This is a genomic window from Duganella aceris, assembly GCF_011090165.1.
Classification (GTDB): domain Bacteria; phylum Pseudomonadota; class Gammaproteobacteria; order Burkholderiales; family Burkholderiaceae_D; genus Rugamonas; species Rugamonas aceris.
Genome location: NZ_JAADJT010000004.1, coordinates 357,536 through 374,403, shown reverse-complemented (window position 1 = coordinate 374,403; position 16,868 = coordinate 357,536). Strand labels below are relative to the sequence as shown.

At 65.5% G+C, this 16,868-nt stretch carries 15 protein-coding genes and 1 pseudogene; 6 read left to right on the top strand and 10 right to left on the bottom strand.

Annotated elements, in window-relative coordinates:
* The first annotated feature begins 17 nt into the window (after positions 1-17).
* Positions 18-1,427, top strand: coding sequence for an MFS transporter (locus tag GW587_RS11215; RefSeq protein ID WP_371875572.1), 1,410 nt, complete (start codon positions 18-20; stop codon positions 1,425-1,427).
* Between the two features lie 55 nt (positions 1,428-1,482).
* On the opposite strand, the pseudogene GW587_RS11210 reads toward GW587_RS11215, so the two are convergent.
* Positions 1,483-2,862 (bottom strand): annotated as a pseudogene (locus GW587_RS11210) (RecQ family ATP-dependent DNA helicase); the annotation flags it as partial.
* 242 nt (positions 2,863-3,104) lie between these two features.
* Between GW587_RS11210 and GW587_RS11205 the strand changes: the two are divergent.
* Entirely contained in the window at positions 3,105-4,229 is a 1,125-nt protein-coding gene (locus GW587_RS11205; protein WP_166102446.1) for a mechanosensitive ion channel family protein, read from the top strand.
* 44 nt (positions 4,230-4,273) lie between these two features.
* Here the strand turns inward: GW587_RS11205 and GW587_RS11200 are convergent, their stop codons facing one another.
* The 5 genes from GW587_RS11200 to GW587_RS11180 all read right to left on the bottom strand — a co-directional run bounded on the left by GW587_RS11200 (position 4,274) and on the right by GW587_RS11180 (position 7,390).
* Entirely contained in the window at positions 4,274-4,885 is a 612-nt protein-coding gene (locus GW587_RS11200; RefSeq protein WP_166102443.1) for a LuxR C-terminal-related transcriptional regulator, read from the bottom strand.
* Positions 4,886-4,890: 5 nt separating this feature from the next.
* Positions 4,891-5,298, bottom strand: a complete 408-nt coding sequence (locus tag GW587_RS11195) for a cupin domain-containing protein (RefSeq protein WP_166102441.1) — start codon at positions 5,296-5,298, stop codon at positions 4,891-4,893.
* Positions 5,299-5,308: 10 nt separating this feature from the next.
* Positions 5,309-5,788, bottom strand: coding sequence for a carboxymuconolactone decarboxylase family protein (locus tag GW587_RS11190; RefSeq protein WP_166102438.1), 480 nt, complete (start codon positions 5,786-5,788; stop codon positions 5,309-5,311).
* Positions 5,789-5,936: 148 nt separating this feature from the next.
* Positions 5,937-6,332 carry an OsmC family protein gene (locus GW587_RS11185; protein ID WP_166102435.1) on the bottom strand — a complete coding sequence of 132 codons (396 nt, stop codon included), beginning with the start codon at positions 6,330-6,332 and terminating at the stop codon, positions 5,937-5,939.
* Positions 6,333-6,358: 26 nt separating this feature from the next.
* On the bottom strand, positions 6,359-7,390 hold the full coding sequence (locus GW587_RS11180) for a GlxA family transcriptional regulator (RefSeq protein WP_166102398.1): 1,032 nt from the start codon (positions 7,388-7,390) through the stop codon (positions 6,359-6,361).
* A 176-nt stretch (positions 7,391-7,566) separates the two neighbouring features.
* Between GW587_RS11180 and GW587_RS11175 the strand changes: the two genes are divergently transcribed.
* The 3 genes from GW587_RS11175 (at position 7,567) to GW587_RS11165 (ending at position 11,215) form a co-directional block, all read left to right on the top strand.
* The gene (locus GW587_RS11175; protein ID WP_166102396.1) at positions 7,567-8,310 is read left to right on the top strand and encodes an SDR family oxidoreductase; all 744 of its coding nucleotides are present in this window, start codon (positions 7,567-7,569) and stop codon (positions 8,308-8,310) included.
* Between the two features lie 39 nt (positions 8,311-8,349).
* Positions 8,350-8,850, top strand: coding sequence for an Ohr family peroxiredoxin (locus tag GW587_RS11170; protein ID WP_166102393.1), 501 nt, complete (start codon positions 8,350-8,352; stop codon positions 8,848-8,850).
* Between the two features lie 85 nt (positions 8,851-8,935).
* A complete protein-coding gene (locus GW587_RS11165; protein ID WP_166102391.1) occupies positions 8,936-11,215 on the top strand; it encodes an outer membrane beta-barrel family protein in 2,280 nt (759 codons plus the stop codon).
* A gap of 94 nt (positions 11,216-11,309) precedes the next feature.
* Here GW587_RS11165 and GW587_RS11160 read toward each other — a convergent pair whose 3' ends face one another.
* Positions 11,310-11,786: a Fur family transcriptional regulator gene (locus tag GW587_RS11160; protein ID WP_166102390.1), complete on the bottom strand. Its 477-nt coding sequence runs from the start codon at positions 11,784-11,786 to the stop codon at positions 11,310-11,312.
* A 203-nt stretch (positions 11,787-11,989) separates the two neighbouring features.
* On the opposite strand from GW587_RS11160, the gene GW587_RS11155 reads away from it, so the two are divergent.
* A complete protein-coding gene (locus tag GW587_RS11155) occupies positions 11,990-14,167 on the top strand; it encodes a TonB-dependent receptor (protein WP_166102388.1) in 2,178 nt (725 codons plus the stop codon).
* Positions 14,168-14,205: 38 nt separating this feature from the next.
* Here the strand turns inward: GW587_RS11155 and GW587_RS11150 are convergent, their stop codons facing one another.
* The 3 genes from GW587_RS11150 to GW587_RS11140 form a co-directional block, all read right to left on the bottom strand.
* The gene (locus GW587_RS11150; protein WP_371875571.1) at positions 14,206-14,748 is read right to left on the bottom strand and encodes a VTT domain-containing protein; all 543 of its coding nucleotides are present in this window, start codon (positions 14,746-14,748) and stop codon (positions 14,206-14,208) included.
* A 101-nt stretch (positions 14,749-14,849) separates the two neighbouring features.
* Positions 14,850-16,157 carry an ATP-binding protein gene (locus GW587_RS11145; protein WP_166102386.1) on the bottom strand — a complete coding sequence of 436 codons (1,308 nt, stop codon included), beginning with the start codon at positions 16,155-16,157 and terminating at the stop codon, positions 14,850-14,852.
* Positions 16,154-16,816, bottom strand: coding sequence for a response regulator (locus GW587_RS11140; RefSeq protein WP_166102384.1), 663 nt, complete (start codon positions 16,814-16,816; stop codon positions 16,154-16,156). The genes GW587_RS11145 and GW587_RS11140 overlap by 4 nt, the downstream gene beginning before the upstream one ends.
* Positions 16,817-16,868: the final 52 nt, after the last annotated feature.

Here is a 16,868-nt window from a genome sequence, read left to right as displayed (position 1 = left end):
GATTCTATAGTACGGTCATGAAAACCCATACCGCTCCCTCCCTGGCCATCCTGCTCGCATGCAGCTTCGCCTTCATCATCGTCCAGCTGGACGTCACTATCGTCAACGTCGCTCTGCCGCAGATCGGGCACGAGCTGGGCGCCGGCGTCACCGACCTGCAATGGGTGGTCGACGCCTACACGCTCGGCTTTGCCGTGTTCCTGCTGTCGGCCGGCGCGCTGGGCGATAAATTCGGCTCGCGCCGCACCTTCATGACCGGCTTCGCGCTGTTCACCGCCGCCTCGCTGGCCTGCGCCATGGCGCCGACCGCGATGGTGCTCAACATCTCGCGCGCCGTGCAGGGCATCGGCGCGGCGCTGCTGGTGCCTAGTTCACTGGCCATCCTCAACGCCACCTACGCCGACGACAAGGCGATGCTGGCCAAGGCCATCGCCTGGTGGACCGCGTCCGGCGGCCTGTCGATCGCGGCCGGGCCGGTGCTGGGCGGGCTGCTGATGTCGGTGGCCGGCTGGCGCAGCATCTTCTGGGTCAACATCCCGATCTGCATCGCCGGCTTCTGGCTGACCAGCCGCGTGGTGCCGGCGGCGGCCGGGCGCGATCCGCATCGCAGCCTGGATATCAAGGGCCAGCTGTTGGCGATCGTGACGCTGACGGGATTTATCGGCGCCGTCATCGAGTATGAGGCGCTGGGCTGGCAGCACTGGCTGGTCAGCGGCGGCATGCTGGTGGCGGCCGTCGCCGCCGGGGTGTTCGTCTGGGTCGAGGCGAACAGCAAGTCGCCGATGCTGCCGCTCGGCCTGTTCCGCAGCGCGCCCTTCTCCGGCGCGGTGCTGTTCGGCGTATTGATGAATTTCTCGTACTACGGGGTGATCTTCGTGTTGAGCTTTTATCTGCAAAAGGTGCGCGGCTTCAGCGTGCTGCACGCCGGGCTGGTGTTCCTGCCGCTGACCGGCACCTTCATCTTCGCCAACATCGCCAGCGGCTGGATGCAGGCGCGCACCGGGCCGCGCACGCCGATGATCCTGGGCGGCTTGATCGGCGCCTCGGGCTATGCGCTGCTGGGCTGGATCGGCATTTCCAACGACGCCACCTTCATGCAGATGCTGCCCGGCCTGGCGCTGATCCCGGCCGGCATGGGCCTCGGCGTGCCGGCGATGACCACATCGATCCTGTCCGGCGTCGAGAAGCGCCAGGCCGGCACCGCGTCGGCGGTGCTGAACACCGCGCGCCAGGTCGGCGGCGCGGTCGGCGTGGCGGTGTTCGGCGCGCTGGTGGCGGGCGGCGCCAACGCCGACATCCTCAGCGGAATTCGGCTGGCGATGGGGATATCGAGTGGATGGCTGCTGTTGGCGGCAGCGCTGGCGTTTGCGTGTATCCGTCGGCGCGATCCAGATCCAGCGCCAGTTCCGGCGAGGGCGCGGGCGTGATCTGCTCCAGCGGCGGCGGGCTTTCCTGAATCGACGGCGGCGACAGGCAGTTGTCGCAGCGGCAGCAGTGTTCGAAGCCGGGCGGGCTGTCGCCGAAGTAGTCCAGCAACAGCTTCCACCGGCAGTAGCCGCTCTGCGCGTAGGACACTATCTGTTCCAGGCCGTCGCGGTCGCGTTCATGCTTGTCGACGTAGACTTGCGCCATGCGCTCGAACTGCTCGGCCTTCGGATCGGCCGGCGCCAGCGCGTAGGCCAGCTTGCGGTCGCGCTTCAGCAGCTTGCCGTCCTTGAGCATCTTCAGGCAGATCTTCAGCTGGCTGGCCGGCATCTGCTCCACCAGCGATTTCAGCTCGGTCTCGGTGAACGAACGCTGACCCAGCGCCACGGCGGCGTCATAAACGGCGCGCAGCTCGTCGGCCGACGGGTAGTGCTTGATCAGGAAGTATTGTTGCAGGCGCTTGTCGGCGTGGTAGTACAGCAGCGTGCATTCGGCGTCGAGGCCATCGCGCCCGGCACGGCCGGACTCCTGATAATAAGCCTCCAGGTTGGCCGGCACCTGCAGGTGGATGACGAACCGGGTATCGCTCTTGTCGATGCCCATGCCGAAGGCGTTGGTCGCCACCATCACGCGGCGCTCGCCGCTCATGAACAGGTTCTGGTTCTCGCTGCGCTCCGACGCCTTCAGCTTGCCGTGGTACAGCGTGACGCTTTCGCCGGCGTCCAGCAGCAGCTGGTGCACTTCCTCGGCCGCCTTGACGGTCGCCGAGTAGATGATGCCGACACCTTCGCTGTCGCGCACCAGTTGCAGCGCGGCCGCGTATTTTTCATCTGGGTTGGTCACCTGCTTGACGCGGTAATGCAGGTTCGGGCGATAGATGCCGGTGTTGACCACCGCCATGCGCGAGCGTCCCAGCTGGCTGCGGATATCGGCGATCACTTCGTCGGTCGCGGTGGCGGTCAGGGCCAGCAACGGCGGCTTGCCCAGCGCATCGAGCGCGGCGCCGATCTCGAGGTAGGCCGGGCGGAAATCGTGGCCCCACTGCGAGATGCAGTGCGCCTCGTCGATCACCACCAGCGCGATCCTGCTCTGCTTGAGCAGCGCCAGAAACTCGGCCGTCACCAGCCGCTCCGGCGTGCAAAAAATGATGTCGGTGTCGGCGCGCTCGATGGCCTCCAGCGCCGCCTGCTCGTCGCTGCGCGACAGGCTGCTGTTCATTTGCGCGGCGCTGGCGATGCCGGCCTCCTCCAGCTTCTCCGCCTGATCCTTCATCAGCGAAATCAGCGGCGACACCACCACCGTCACGCCGTCCAGCAGACAGGCCGGCAGCTGATAGCACAGCGACTTGCCGCTACCGGTCGGCATCACGGCCAGCGTATCCTGGCCGGCCAGCACGCTTTCGATGACCAGCCGCTGGCCGTCGCGCAGTTCCTCCATGCCGAACACCTGGCGCAGCACGGTGGCGATTTGTTTTTTCTGTTTGGTTTGCGGGCTTGCCATATCCATTCCTTGGTTCAGCGGATGAGCACCGCACTGACGCCAGATTAGCCAGCGGCCGAAAATCGGTATGTACGTCAACTAACGCCCGCTCGCCGCCACATGATGCGTTGCGGAAAAGTGTGCGAGCGCAGCCGCAACTGCGGGTAGGCTGGCGGCTATCTGAATCGAAAGAGGCGACCATGGATATTCAAAAGTTCTATACGCCGCTGGTCGGCGTCAGCAGCGAGGACTGGCTGCTGGCCATCGGCGCGAGCGTGATCAGCTTCGTCGCCATCCACGGCGGCGTGGTGTTGCTGAGGAAGGCGCTGTGCCGCATGGCCGAGCGCGGCCAGGGCGGCAAGCCGCTGTCGGAACTGCTCAAGGGGACGCTGGCGCGCACCAGCAATGTCGCGGTGATCCTGATTTCGCTGCTGATCGGCGTCTCGTTGCTGGACCTGGCGCCGCCGTGGGACCAGCGGGTGCAACACCTGTCGTTCGTCGTGCTGGGGCTGCAACTGCTGCTGTACCTGGACCGCGCGGTCACCATCGGCACGCGGCGCTACTTCCAGCAGCCGCTCGACGACGACGACGCGCCGTCGACCGTCGCCAACACGCTGGTCAGCATGGGCGTCAAAGCCTTGTTGTGGGTGATCTTTTTCCTGGCGGTGCTGTCGAATTTCGGCATCAACGTCACCACCTTCGTCGCCAGCCTGGGCATCGGCGGCATCGCGATCGCGCTGGCGGTGCAGAATATCCTCGGCGACCTGTTCGCCTCGTTGTCGATCGCGGTCGACAAACCGTTCGAGGTCGGTGACGCCATCGCCGTGCTCAACACCTCCGGCACGGTCGAGCATGTCGGCCTGAAGACCACCCGCATCCGCGCCGACAGCGGCGAGCAGATCGTGATCTCCAACGCCGACCTGCTGAAGAACGTGGTACGCAACTACAAGCGCATGACCACGCGCCGCGTGCAGTTTTCGCTGCGGGTCAATCCGTCCACGCCGGCCGCGCTGGCGGCGAGCATTCCGGGCGAATTGAAAGCCATCATCGAGCAGCAGCAGGACGTGCGTTTCGAGCGCGTGCACTTGAAAGCGGTCAGCCAGGAGGCGCTGGAATTCGAGCTGGTGTTCTACATCCTCAACTCATCCTACGCAAGCTACATGGATGCGCAACAAGCCATCCTGCTGGCCGCCATGGAGAAGTTCGACCAGCTGGGCGTGACCATCAACAACCCGGCGCAGCACCTGGTGCTGGAGCGCCAGCTGCGGACCGACGCGCCGGCGTTGCGCCCCGGTCCGCCGGCGCTCAAGGTCCAGCCGCGATAAGCGCGGATCTGCCCTGCTGTCGCTTCGGCGTCATCCGGAGTTTATTATTGATCGACCAGCAAACCGCGCTCCATCGCCACCACCACGGCGTGGGTGCGCGCGGTGGCGCCCAGCTTGTGCAGCAACTGTTTCATGTGCGACTTGACGGTGCCGGCGGTGATGCCGAGTTCGCGCGCGATCAGCTTGTCCGAGCTGCCGCGCGCCAACACCCGCAACACATCGGTTTCGCGCGGCGTCAGCACGTCGCGCTCGAACGAGCCGGCCACGTTGCGGTGCGCGGTCTCGCATAGATAGCGGTTGCCACGGCTCAGCATGCGCACGCCGTCGACCAGTTCGGCGGCGTCGCAGCCTTGCAGCAGGTAGCCGTGCACGCCGTGTTCGATGGCGTGACGGATTTCCCATTCCTTGTCCTGCGTGGTCAGCACCAGCAGCCGGGTCAGCTGGCCGGTGTGGCGCGGCGGCGCTTCGCGCGCCGCGCGCAGGCCGCCTTCGTAGTCGGTGACGATCACGCAGGCGCCGCCTTGCGGCGCGCACCGATGCGGATCGTTCAGTACGGAGAAGTCATCCTGCCCGGACAGCACGGCGTGCAATCCCGCACGCATGATGGGACAGGAATGCTGCAGATACACCTGGATCGTGCGGTGGGAAACTGGCATCGCTGTTACTCCGGGTTGACCAGGATCACCGGCTCTTTGCCCTTGTCCTTGAGCAGGAACACCAGGAACTTGGCCGGCTTGGTCTTGCTGGCGTTGCGGCCGACGGTGTGCAGGTCGTCCGGGCCTTCATAGAAAGTCTGGCCCGGCTTCAGCGTGACTTCCTTGCCGCCCTTGACGCCCATCACGATCGAGCCCTCCAGCACGTAGATGAACCCGTGCGCGTCGTGGCGATGCACCGGATCGAAGCCGCCGGGTGGATACACGACGGTCAGCATCAGCACTTCCTTGCCCGGCACGTTGGCCAGGTCTTTCGACAGCAGCGCGGCCACCACCGGATCGGTGGCGGTCGCGGCGGTCGCCAGCTGCGCCGTCGCCAGTGCGGCGGCGGCCAGCAGGGTCTTGATTCGGATCATCGTGTTCCCCTCAGGCCAAGTTGGCTTTGTCGAGGCCGAACGGCTTGTCGAACGAACCGGGCACGAACTTGGCCGCGATGTTGACGCGATTCCACGCGTTGATCGACGCCACGGCGAAGCTCAGGTCCGAAACTTCCTTTTCCGACAGCTGGCCGCGCACGCGGTCGTAGATGTCCTCCGGCACGCCCTGCTCCGGCAGCTTGGTCAGCACTTCGGTCCACGCCAGCGCGGCGCGTTCGCGCGGCGCGAACAGCGTCGATTCGCGCCACGAGGCCAGGTGGTGCAGGCGCAGCGGACGCTCGCCGTGGATGGTGGCTTGCTTGATGTGCATGTCGAGGCAGAAGCCGCAGCCGTTCAGCTGCGAGGCGCGGATCGACACCAGGTCGCGGATCGATTCCTCGATGGTGCTGCCCTTGAACGCGGTGTTGAACTCGATGAGCTTCTTGAACAGTTCCGGCGATTCGGCCTGGTAATTGAAACGTTGCGTCATGATGACCTCCTTGGTGTGCCCCCAGTGCGGCTGGGAATTCCGGTTGCGACTGTTCGCAATACAGAACCAAGTTTAGGTAAACACGCTTCAGTGCGGTAGGCCTGTGACAGGCCTTACAGTGGTGCCCGTTCGGCACCAATCGCCAGGCTTAGCCGGCGTCGACCGTGGTGACGATCTTCAGGCCGCCCTTCAGCGTCAGCGTCACCGGCGTCTTCTCGGCGATCTCGGCCAGGCGCGCTTTCTGCGCTTGGTCCACCTCGCCGTGCAAGGTCAGCGTGCGCTTGACCTGCAGGCCGCCGTCGGCGTCGGGCGCCAGGTGCATCGCCACGTCGACCGCGTCCAGCGGCCACTGCTTGCGGTCGGCGTACATGCGCAGCGTGATCGCGGTGCACGCGCCCAGGCCGGCCAGCAGGAAATCATACGGCGCCGGCCCGCTGTCGGCGCCGCCGTTGCGCGGCGGCTCGTCGCCGACCAGCGCGTGGCCGCCGACTTCGATCGTGGTGTGATAGGTGTCCTTGCCGATGTGTGCAACGCCGCTGGCCATGTGCCGCTCCTTGAAGAGTAAGGTGCTTATTCTAGCGTGCCCAAGCTTGGCGAGGAGAAGCGATTGCGGTATTCCGAAGGAGAGATGCCGAGGTTGCGCTGGAAGGTGAGGCGCATGCGGTCCTCGTCGCCGAAGCCGCACTGGCGCGCCACCTGGTCGATATGCTTGTCGGATTCCTCCAGCAGACGGCGCGCCGCTTCCAGCCGGAAAATCTCCACCGCCTTGGCCGGTGTGCGTCCGGTCTTTTCCTTGTAGACGCGGGCGAAGTTGCGCGGGCTCATGCTGACCCGCGCCGCCAGCGCATCCACCGTCAGGCCGTCGCTGCCGAGATGGTCGGTGATCCACAGATGCAGGTCGTCGAAGGCCGCGCCGTCCTGCACCTGCGCCTGCAACAGGCTGCTGAACTGCGCCTGTCCGCCGGGCCGCTTGACGAACACCACCAGCTCGCGCGCCACCTGCAACGCCAGTTGCCGGCCGCAATCGGCCTCCACCAGCGCCATCGACAGGTCGATGCCGGCGGTGACGCCGGCCGAGGTCCAGACATTGCCCTGCTGGACGAAGATCGCGTCGCGGTCGGTGGTCACCGAGGGATGCACCTGTTCCAGCCGGTCCGACATCGCCCAGTGGGTGGCGGCGCGCTTGTTGTCCAGCAGTCCAGCCTGGGCCAGCATGAACGCGCCGCTGCAGACGGACGCGGTGCGCCGCGCGTGCTTCGACGCTTCGCGCAGCCACGCGATCAGCAGGCCGGAGTGCTCGATCACCTGTTCGATGTGCGGCGAGCCGGGCACGATGATGGTGTCGATTTCCTGGCCGGCGAAGTCGGACAGCGGCCGGGTGTGCATCGGCACGCCTTCGAGCGTCTGCACCAGCCCGCCCTCCAGGCTGACCGTGTGGCGGATATATTCAGGGGAGCCGCGCTCGGCCAGCCAGCGGCAGGCGCTCCAGAACACCGTCTGCGGTCCGGCCATGTCCAGCATGCACATGCCGGGAAAGGCGACAAACAGCACCAGGCGCTGCTGCGTCAGGGAGTTGGGCGGGATATGCTGTTTATTGGACATTGCCGGGGAATTCTTTCATTAATATCATTGACTGTCAATCAACAACCAAGGCGCAGCGCCGCCATTGGTGCCTGGCGTGCACCAGTGTAAATCCCGCCACGGACCTACCGCCGCGCGGCGCACCGGCCTACACTGAATCTCATACCGCATCCCTCGCGGTGCAACTGGAGAGCATCATGAAAATCGTAATCATCGGCGGTACTGGACTCATCGGCAGCAAGACCGTCGCCCTGCTGAAGCAGCGTGGCCATGAAGTGATCGCCGCCTCGCCGGCGTCGGGCGTCAATACGCTGACCGGCGAAGGCCTGGCCGAGGTGCTGGCCGGCACCGACATCGTGGTCGACGTCGCCAACTCGCCGTCGTTCGCCGACGACGCGGTGCTGGAATTCTTCACCAAATCCGGCACCAACCTGCTGGCGGCCGAAGCCGAAGCCGGCGTCAAGCACCACGTCGCGCTGTCGGTGGTCGGCACCGACCTGCTGTCCGAGAGCGGCTACTTCCGCGGCAAGATCGCGCAGGAAAAGCTGATCCGCGCATCCGGCATGCCCTACACCATCGTGCACTCGACGCAGTTCTTCGAATTCCTCGGCGGCATCGCGGCCTCGGCCACCGCCGGCGAGGACGTGCACCTGTCGCCGGCGCTGATACAGCCGATCTCGTCGGACGACGTGGCCGCCGCCATGGCCGACATCACGCTGGCCGCGCCGGTCAACGGCATCGTCGAGATCGCCGGCCCGGACCGCATGCGCCTGTCGGACCTGGTGCAGAAATACCTGGTCTCGATCAAGGACCCGCGCAAGGTCGTGGCCGATGAGCACGCGCGCTACTTCGGCGCCGAGCTGAAGGAAACCACGCTGGTGCCGGTCAGCGGCAAGGAACGCCTGGGCGCGATCCACATCGACAGCTGGTTGAACCGCTAATTTGCGCAACGGCGCGGCCGGTCCGCGCCCGGAGAAGCTATGAAACCACTCACGCCGCCACCGGTGACCCTGCTCGACAAATATGTCGGGCCGGAGGTGCTGCCGCTGTACACCGCCCGGGTCCGCGTGACCGGCGGCGCGACCGGACACGCGCGCGCCTCCGGTGTCGCGCGCTCGGACGATGGCAACCTCGACCTGCAACTGCGGCTGCCGCCGGAGCTCGGCGGCGACGGCGGCGGCACCAATCCGGAACAGCTGTTCGCCGCCGGCTACGCCGCCTGCTTCCACGGCGCCATGAGTCTGCTGGCGGCGCGCGACGGGCTGTCGGTGGCCGGCTCGGCGGTCGAGGTCGCGGTGACCTTCGCGCGCGATCCGATGGACGGCTTGTTTTTGCTCAGCGCCGACGTTAGAATCCACCTGCCCAGCCTGCCCAAGGCCACGGCCGAGGAATTGGTGCGCAACACCGAGCGTTTGTGTCCGTACACAAAGATGACGCTACATGGCATTAACAGTGCAGCAACAATCGCGACACACTCGTAAAAGGTCGTAAATCAAAAAAGTTTCCGTTGGCGAACAGGTAAAATAGCAACATTCAAGCTATTTTAGAGACCACCTGCCCCCAACCATGCAAAAGCTATTGATGACCTGCTGCCTCACCGGCGGCGCCCTGCTGTTAGCTCCTCCAGACACTTTGGCCCAAACCGATACCGCCAGCAAGGCGACCAGCGATAAAAAGCCGGTCACAAAAGCCCAGCCAGTTGCAGAACCCCCCACCACGCCATCCGTCACGGTCGCCGGCGAACGCCCGACCAACCGCATCGACCGCCAGGTCTACGATGTGAAGTCGGACGTCTCCAGCACCAACGGCACCGCCGCCGACGCCCTCAACAACGTGCCGTCGGTCGCGGTCGATCCGGACGGTTCGGTGACGCTGCGCGGCAGCAGCAACGTGCAGATCCTGGTGGACGGCAAGCCGTCGGCCATGCTGCAAGGCGAAAACCGCGGCGCCGCGCTGCAGGCGATGGCCGCCGACGACATCGAATCGGTGGAAGTGATCAACAATCCCGGCGCGCAGTTCGGCAACGAAGCCGGCGGCGGCCCGATCCTGAACCTGGTGATGCGGCGCAACCGCAAGCCGGGCGGCTTCGCCACCGTCAACGGCAACGCCGGTACGGCCGGCCGCTACAACAGCGCCGTCAACGGCACCTACAACGAAGGCCCGTGGGGCTTCCAGGGCAGCGCCAACGTACGCCACGACGGCCGCAACTCGACCGCCGAAGTCACGCGCGAGCGGCTCGACCCGGCCACCGGCGCCTTCGTGCCGAGCAGCCAGTCGTCGGTCAGCCGAGGGCTGAACGACATGGCCGGCGTGAACGGCACCGTCAGCTACAACCTCGGCACCACCGACACGCTGACCGGCAGCGCCAATTACAGCAGCCGGGGCAACGACCAGCGCTCGACCGACCACTACCTGAACGGCGCCACCGCGCTGATCCCGGCCAGCGACTACGTGCGCACCACCGCGCGCAGCGGCGACAGCAAGAACTTCGGCTGGGGCGGCCGCTACGACCACAAGGGCGAGCTGCCGGGCGAAACGCTGAAGATCGACCTGCGCGTGTCGGCGTCGGAGAACGACAGCGACAGCGCCTACGCCAACGACTACCTCGGCGACACCCAGCCCGACACCCGCGCCAACCAGCACAGCAACAACAGCGTGCACATCGTCGACTTCACCGGCGACTACGAACGACCGCTGGCGGGCGGCTCGCTGAAGGCCGGCTACAAGGCCGCCACCAACACCAGCAGTTTCGACACGCTGTACACCGACATCGACACCGTGACCGGCGCCGCGCGCGTCAACATGGGCCGCACCAACAGCTACGAGCTGGAGGAAACCACGCTGGCGCTGTACGGCAGCTACCAGATGCGCCTGAACGACCGCTGGGGCGCGCTGGCCGGCCTGCGCGCCGAGTACACCGACATGGACATCCACCAGATCACCGGCAACGTCGAAGCCAAGAACAACTATATAAACTATATACCGAGTTTCTTCGCCACCTACAAGGCGACCGAAACGGCGAACATGCGCTTCGCCTACGCGCGCCGGATCCGCCGTCCGAACGCCAACGACCTGAATCCGTACGTGACGTACCGCGACGAATTCAACGTCTCGTCGGGCAATCCCAACCTGAAGCCGACCAAGACCGACTCGTTCGAAGTGGGCTACGAGACCAAGATGTACGGGCTGGAGACCAATCTGCGCGGCTACTACCGGCGCGACACCGACGCCATCGTCGACTACCGCACCTTCATCGGCAACAACGTGCTGCTGACAACCAAGCAGAACGGCGAAGGCAGCCATTCGAGCGGGCTGGAATTCACGGTCAGCGGCAAGCTGACGCCGTCGCTGACCCTGAACACCAGCGGCAATCTGGCGCGCAGCGAGCAGACCACGCAGGACAGCACCGGCGCGCTGGTCACGCGCACCGCCAACTCGCTGAGCGGCCGAGCGCGCCTGAACTACCAGTACAACGCCGCCAACCAGATCCAGATGGCGTTGCAAATGATGGGCAAGACCCTGTCGGGCCAGGGTTACCGCTCGCCGAACCACACCTTCAACATGAGCTGGCGCCACACGGTGACGCCGCAGTTGAGCCTGGTGGCCAACGTCACCGACCTGTTCAACACCAACAAGATGGAGACGGTGGTCAACAGCAGCACGCTGCGCGAGACCAGCACCCGGCGCTTCGACGGCCGCGTGTTGTACGTCGGCCTGTCGTACCGCTTCGGCGGCGCCTCCAGCTCGGGCGAATCGAAGGACGAGCCACCGCGCTTCGGTCCAGGCCGTGGTCCCGGCGGCCCGGGCGGCCCCGGCGCACCAGGCGGCCCATCGCCCGACGCCTGAAAACTCCGGGGTCAGAGCTAAAAACTGGACACGGGCTCTACCGTAGCGACCGCTACGGTAGAGCCCGTGTCCAGTTTTTAGCTCTGACCCCGGATTATGCGCAGTCGTTGCAGACCACCTGGATCGACATCTGCGGCAGCATGCGGTCGAAGCCGGCGCTGCGGGCTTGCTGGTACAGCGTTTCGCTGAACTGCTTGTCCGCCACCACCATCACCTTCGCACACACGCGGCAACAAAACGCGTAGGATGACGGTGGCAACACCTCCGGCGCCAGCCGGTAGCGCGACTTCGCAGTGGCTTCGTCAGCGCGCCGCTCGCGCTGCAACAGCCCGCTGTGCTCCATCTCGTTCAGCACGCGGTAGATCGTTCCCAGGCTGACGCTCAATCCGATTTCGACGAAATGCTGGAAGATCTGCTCGGCCGCCAGCGGTTCGTCCGGGTGCTGGTGCATCACCTGCAATACGCAGACGCGGGCGCTGGTCGGCCGCATCCCCAGCTTGCGCAACTGCGCAAACACATAGGCGTCGTTGTGCCGGGGGGCCTGATAAGGGAATAACTGAGCTTTTTCCATGTGCCTCGGGTAGAGATCTGATGCGGCGCTCCGCTGCGGATTGCCGCGCAACCGGCGGATCATAATGAACCAAGCATTAACCGATCATTAAGCGGTTGCGGCAAAGCGACGTAATCAAAAAATAAATGTTTTTCGTTGCGGCCCGGCCTCAATGCAAATAAAAATGCGATTCGTTCTCATTTATATTTGCGATTGGAAAACACATGCAACACACGTCACGCCCACGCCTGTCCCCGCTGAATTTGATGCTGCGCCTGGCCTTCGCCGGCGCCGCCACCACCGGCGCCCTGGCCCACGCCGCCGAAGCCGAACAGAAAACCGACGCCACGCTGCCGAGCGTCACCGTCACCGGCCACAGCGACGCCGACGCCTATCTGGTCAAGCGCACCACCGCCGGCACTAAGACCGATACCGCCATCCGCGACCTGCCGCAGACCGTCACCATCATCAACCAGGCGCTGATCAAGGACCTCAGCATGCAGAGCATGGCCGACGTGGTGCGCTATGTGCCGGGCATCGGCATGGCCAACGGCGAGGGCAACCGCGATTCGCCGATCTTCCGCGGCAGCGCCAGCGCTTCCGGCGACTTCTACATCGACGGCGTGCGCGACGACGTCGAGTATTACCGCGATCTGTACAACGTCGAGCAGGTCGAGGCGCTGACCGGCCCGAATGCGATGATCTTCGGTCGCGGCGGCTCGGGCGGCGTGATCAACCGCGCCACCAAGCAGGCCAACTTCGACGCGCCGGTGCGCGCCGCCGACCTGACCCTCGGCAGCCAGCAGAAACGCCGCCTGACGGTCGATGTCGGCCAGGCCATCAGCGACACCGTGGCGCTGCGCGTCACCGGCCTGGTCGAGGATTCCGAAGGCTATCAGCGCAATGCGACGCTGAAACGCTACGGCATCAACCCGACCGTGGCGATCCGCCCCAACCGCGATACCCGCATCGTGCTGGGCTATGAACACTTCGAGGACAAGCGCGCCACCGATCGCGGCGTGCCGTCGCTCAACGGCCGTCCGCTGGACCTGCCGGTCGACACCTTCTTCGGCGACGCCAACCCGGATACCCGCCCCACCCGCCTCAACTCGGACGCGCTCAGCAGCCTGATCGACTTCGACTTCGGCAACGGCATGCACCTGTCGAACAAGACCCGCTACACCGACTACGACAAGTTCTACCAGAACTACAACGCCGGCGCGCTCAACACCAGAACCAATCTGGTGCCGATCTCGGCCTACAACAACCATCAGTGGCGCAAGAACCTGTTCAACCAGACCGACCTGACCTTCGACCTGCAAACCGGCGCCATCAAGCACAAGATCCTGACCGGCCTGGAACTTGGCAAGCAGGACACCGATTACCTGCGCATGACCGGCCTGTTCGCCGGCAACGCCGCCAGCGTCAACGTGCCGCTGGCCAGCCCGGACGGCACGCTGCCGGTCAACTACATCCTCGGCGGCAGCTCGGCCGACCGCGACGGCAACAGCAGCGCCAAGATCGCCGGCGTCTACATCCAGGACCAGATCGAGCTGAGCCCGCAATGGCAACTGATCGCCGGCCTGCGCTACGACAGCTTCAAGCTCGACTACCACAACAACGTCGCCGGCGGCGTGCGCGCGCTGCCGGCCGGTCCGGCCGACTTCTCCAGCGACGACAACCTGGTCTCGCCGCGACTCGGCCTGGTGTTCAAGCCGGCGCCGGCCGCGACCTTGTACGCCAACTACAGCGTGGCGTCGTTCCCGCGCGGCGGCGATCAGTTAAGCAGCTTGAACAGCATCAACCAGGGCTTGAAGCCGGAGAAGTTCATCAACTACGAAATCGGCGGCAAGCTGGAGATCAATCCGGACCTGCTGGCGACCTTGGCGGTGTATCGCCTCAAGCGCAACAACGTCGCCGTGACCAACCCGGTCACCGGCATCGCCGACCGCTTGGTCGACGGCCAGCGCACCAACGGCGTGGAACTGGGCATCAACGGCAAGCTCACCAGCGCCTGGAGCATCAACGGCGGCTACGCCCACCAGGACGCCAAGCTGCTGGCCACCGCGTCGGCCACCGCGCTCAACGGCGCCATCGTCGGCATGGTGCCGAAGAACACCATCTCGCTGTGGAACCGCTACGACTTCCTGCCGCAGTTCGGCGCGGGTCTGGGCGTGAGCCGCCGTTCCGACATGTTCGCCTCGACCAGCAACACCGTGGTGCTGCCGAGCTACACGCGCGTGGACGCGGCGCTGTTCTACACCGTCAACGCCAACTACAAGCTGCAGGTCAATGTGGAAAACCTGACCGACAAGAAGTACTACCAGTATGCGAACGGTGACAACAACATCACCCCTGGCTCGCCGCGCGCCTACCGCGTCAGCCTGCACGCCAACTTCTAAGAAGGCGTGACGCCGATCGCCCGGTCCCGGCCGGGCGATCAGTTCTTGCGGAAAGAAAACGCCGCAGGCAACACCGACAGCACCACCATCCCCAGCACTACCGCCGTCAGGTTGTTGTTCACCCACGGAATCGCGCCGAACACGTAACCGGCCAGCAGCAGCGAGCCGACCCACAGCGCGGCGCCGACGACGTTGTAGAGGAAGAAGATACGCGGCGGCATGGCGCCCAGCGCGGCCACGAACGGCGCCAGCGTGCGCACGATCGGCACGAACCGCGCCAGGATGACGGTCTTGCCGCCATGGCGGTCGAAGAATTCATGGGTGCGGCGCAGATGCTCGGGCTTGATGAATTTGATGCGGCTGGCATCGACCGCCCGGCGCCGGACCACGCTGCCGACGGCGAAATTGAGCGCGTCGCCGCTGGCGGCAGCAATGAACAGCAACACCAGCAGATACCACGGGTCGAACAAACCCTTGGCGGCCAGCGCGCCGGCGACGAACAACAGCGAGTCGCCCGGCAGGAAAGGCATGACCACGACCCCGGTCTCGATGAAAATCACCGCGAACAGGATCAGGTACACCTAGGCGCCGTGCGCGGCCACCAGCTCCGCCAGATGCACGTCCAGATGCAGCGCCCACGCCGACGCCAACGCAAAAAATTCCTGCATATCACTCCCTTGGATTAAGCGGCCGCCGGCAGGCGCACCGTCACAACGAGACCCACGCCGCTGGCGTTGCTCGACAATTCGATCTCGGCCCCATGGCCGTCGACCACGTTTTTGACGATCGACATCCCCAGCCCGCAGCCCCACAGCGCGTTGCCGTCCGGCCGGTAGAAGCGGTCGAACAGACGTGCGCGCTCGGCCGGCGGCACCCCGGGGCCGTTGTCGCTGACCCGCAGGCACGCCCGGCCGTGTTCGCGTGCGACCGCCACATCGACCTGCCCGCCCGCTTGCGTGTAGCGCAGCGCGTTGTCGACCAGATTGCTCAGCATGACCTTGAAGCCTTCGACGTGCACCTGGGCCACCAGGCTGGACGCGTCCTCGGCGATGCCGAGGTCGATGCCCTTGGTTTCGGCGTGGATGGCGTGATCCGACACCACCGTCTGCGCCAGCGCCAGCAGGTCGCACGGCAGGCGCGGCGGTGGCGCCTGGGTCTGCTCGTGCCGGGCCAGCGTCAGCAACTGCTGCACCAGATGGGTCGAGCGGTCGAGACGCTCGTGCAGCTTGCGGAACGATTCCGCGCGCGCCGCTTCGTCGCCGGCGCGTTCGGCCAATTGCAATTGCAGCTTGAGCGCCGTCAGCGGCGAGCGCAGCTCATGCGCCGCGTCGGCGACGAAGTTGCGCTGGGCCGACATGGCGCTGTCGATCTTGATCAACAGGCTGTTGAGCGATGCGGCGATCGGCATCAGTTCCGGCGGCAGGCCGTCGGTGTCGAGCGGTTGCAAGGCGCTGGCCGAACGCCCGCGCACCGCCTGCGCCAGCCGCTCCAGCGGACGCAAGGCGGCGCCGACCACCACCCAGATCATCACCGCCAGCGCCGGCAACAGCAGCAGCAACGGCGGCATCACCCGCAACGCCATATGCGCCGCGACCCGCTTGCGCACCGCGATCGGCTGCGCCACCTGGACGAAATAGCCGGCGCGCACTTCCGCATACACGCGCCAGCGTTCGCCCCGGGCCGCGATGGTGCGGTAGCCGGTGGCCTCCTGACGCGGCAAGGCGTGCGACGGTTCGGACACATAGATCCTGGCGCCGTCGCGATTCCAGACCTGCGCCAGCACCACGTCGTCGAAGTCCGGCTCCACCGGGATCCGCACCGCGTCCGACATCTGCAACGGCAAGGCCCACGCCACCTGCAACAGGCGCAGGTCGGACTGCTCGTCCGCCTCGTGGTCGGCCAGGCGATACAACATGAAGGTGGCGACCAGCGTGCACAACAAGGTGCCGGACAGCAGGCCGATCAACAAGCGCGCGCGGATCGATTTCATACGACGCTTGCCAGCTTGTAGCCGACGCCGCGCACATTCTTGATGAAATCCGTGCCCAGCTTCTTGCGCAGATGGTGGATGTAGACATCGATGGCGTTGCTCTCGATTTCCTGGCCCCAGCCGTACACCTTGTCCTCCAGCTGCATCTTCGACACCACGCTGCCGGGATTTTCCAGCAGCGCCCGCAGCAGCGCGAACTCGCGCGCGGACAAGGTCAGTGGCGCGCCGTCGAGGCTGGCCTCGTGCGCGGCCAGGTCGATGGTCAGTCCGCGGTGCGTGACCACCGAGTTGGTATGGCTGCCGCGCCGGCGCAGCACCGCGCGCACGCGCGCCAGCAGTTCGTCGACGTTGAAGGGTTTGATCAGATAATCGTCGGCGCCGGCGTCCAGTCCTTCGACCCGCGATGCGGTGGCGTCGCGAGCCGTGACGATCAGCACCGGCGTGTTGCCGCCCTGCGCCCGATGGCGGCGCAACACGTCCATGCCCTGTCGCTTGGGCAGGCCGAGATCGAGCAACAGCAGATCGTAGATGCCGTGCCGGATCGACAGCTCGGCCGCGACGCCGTCGCGCACCCAGTCCACCGCGTAGCACTCGCCGCGCAAGGCTTCCTCCATGCTTTCGCCGATCATCGGATCGTCTTCTATCAACAGTATGCGCACGGCTATCCTCTACGGCCATTTTCCGAATCGCAGTGTAGAACGGGCTTCATTA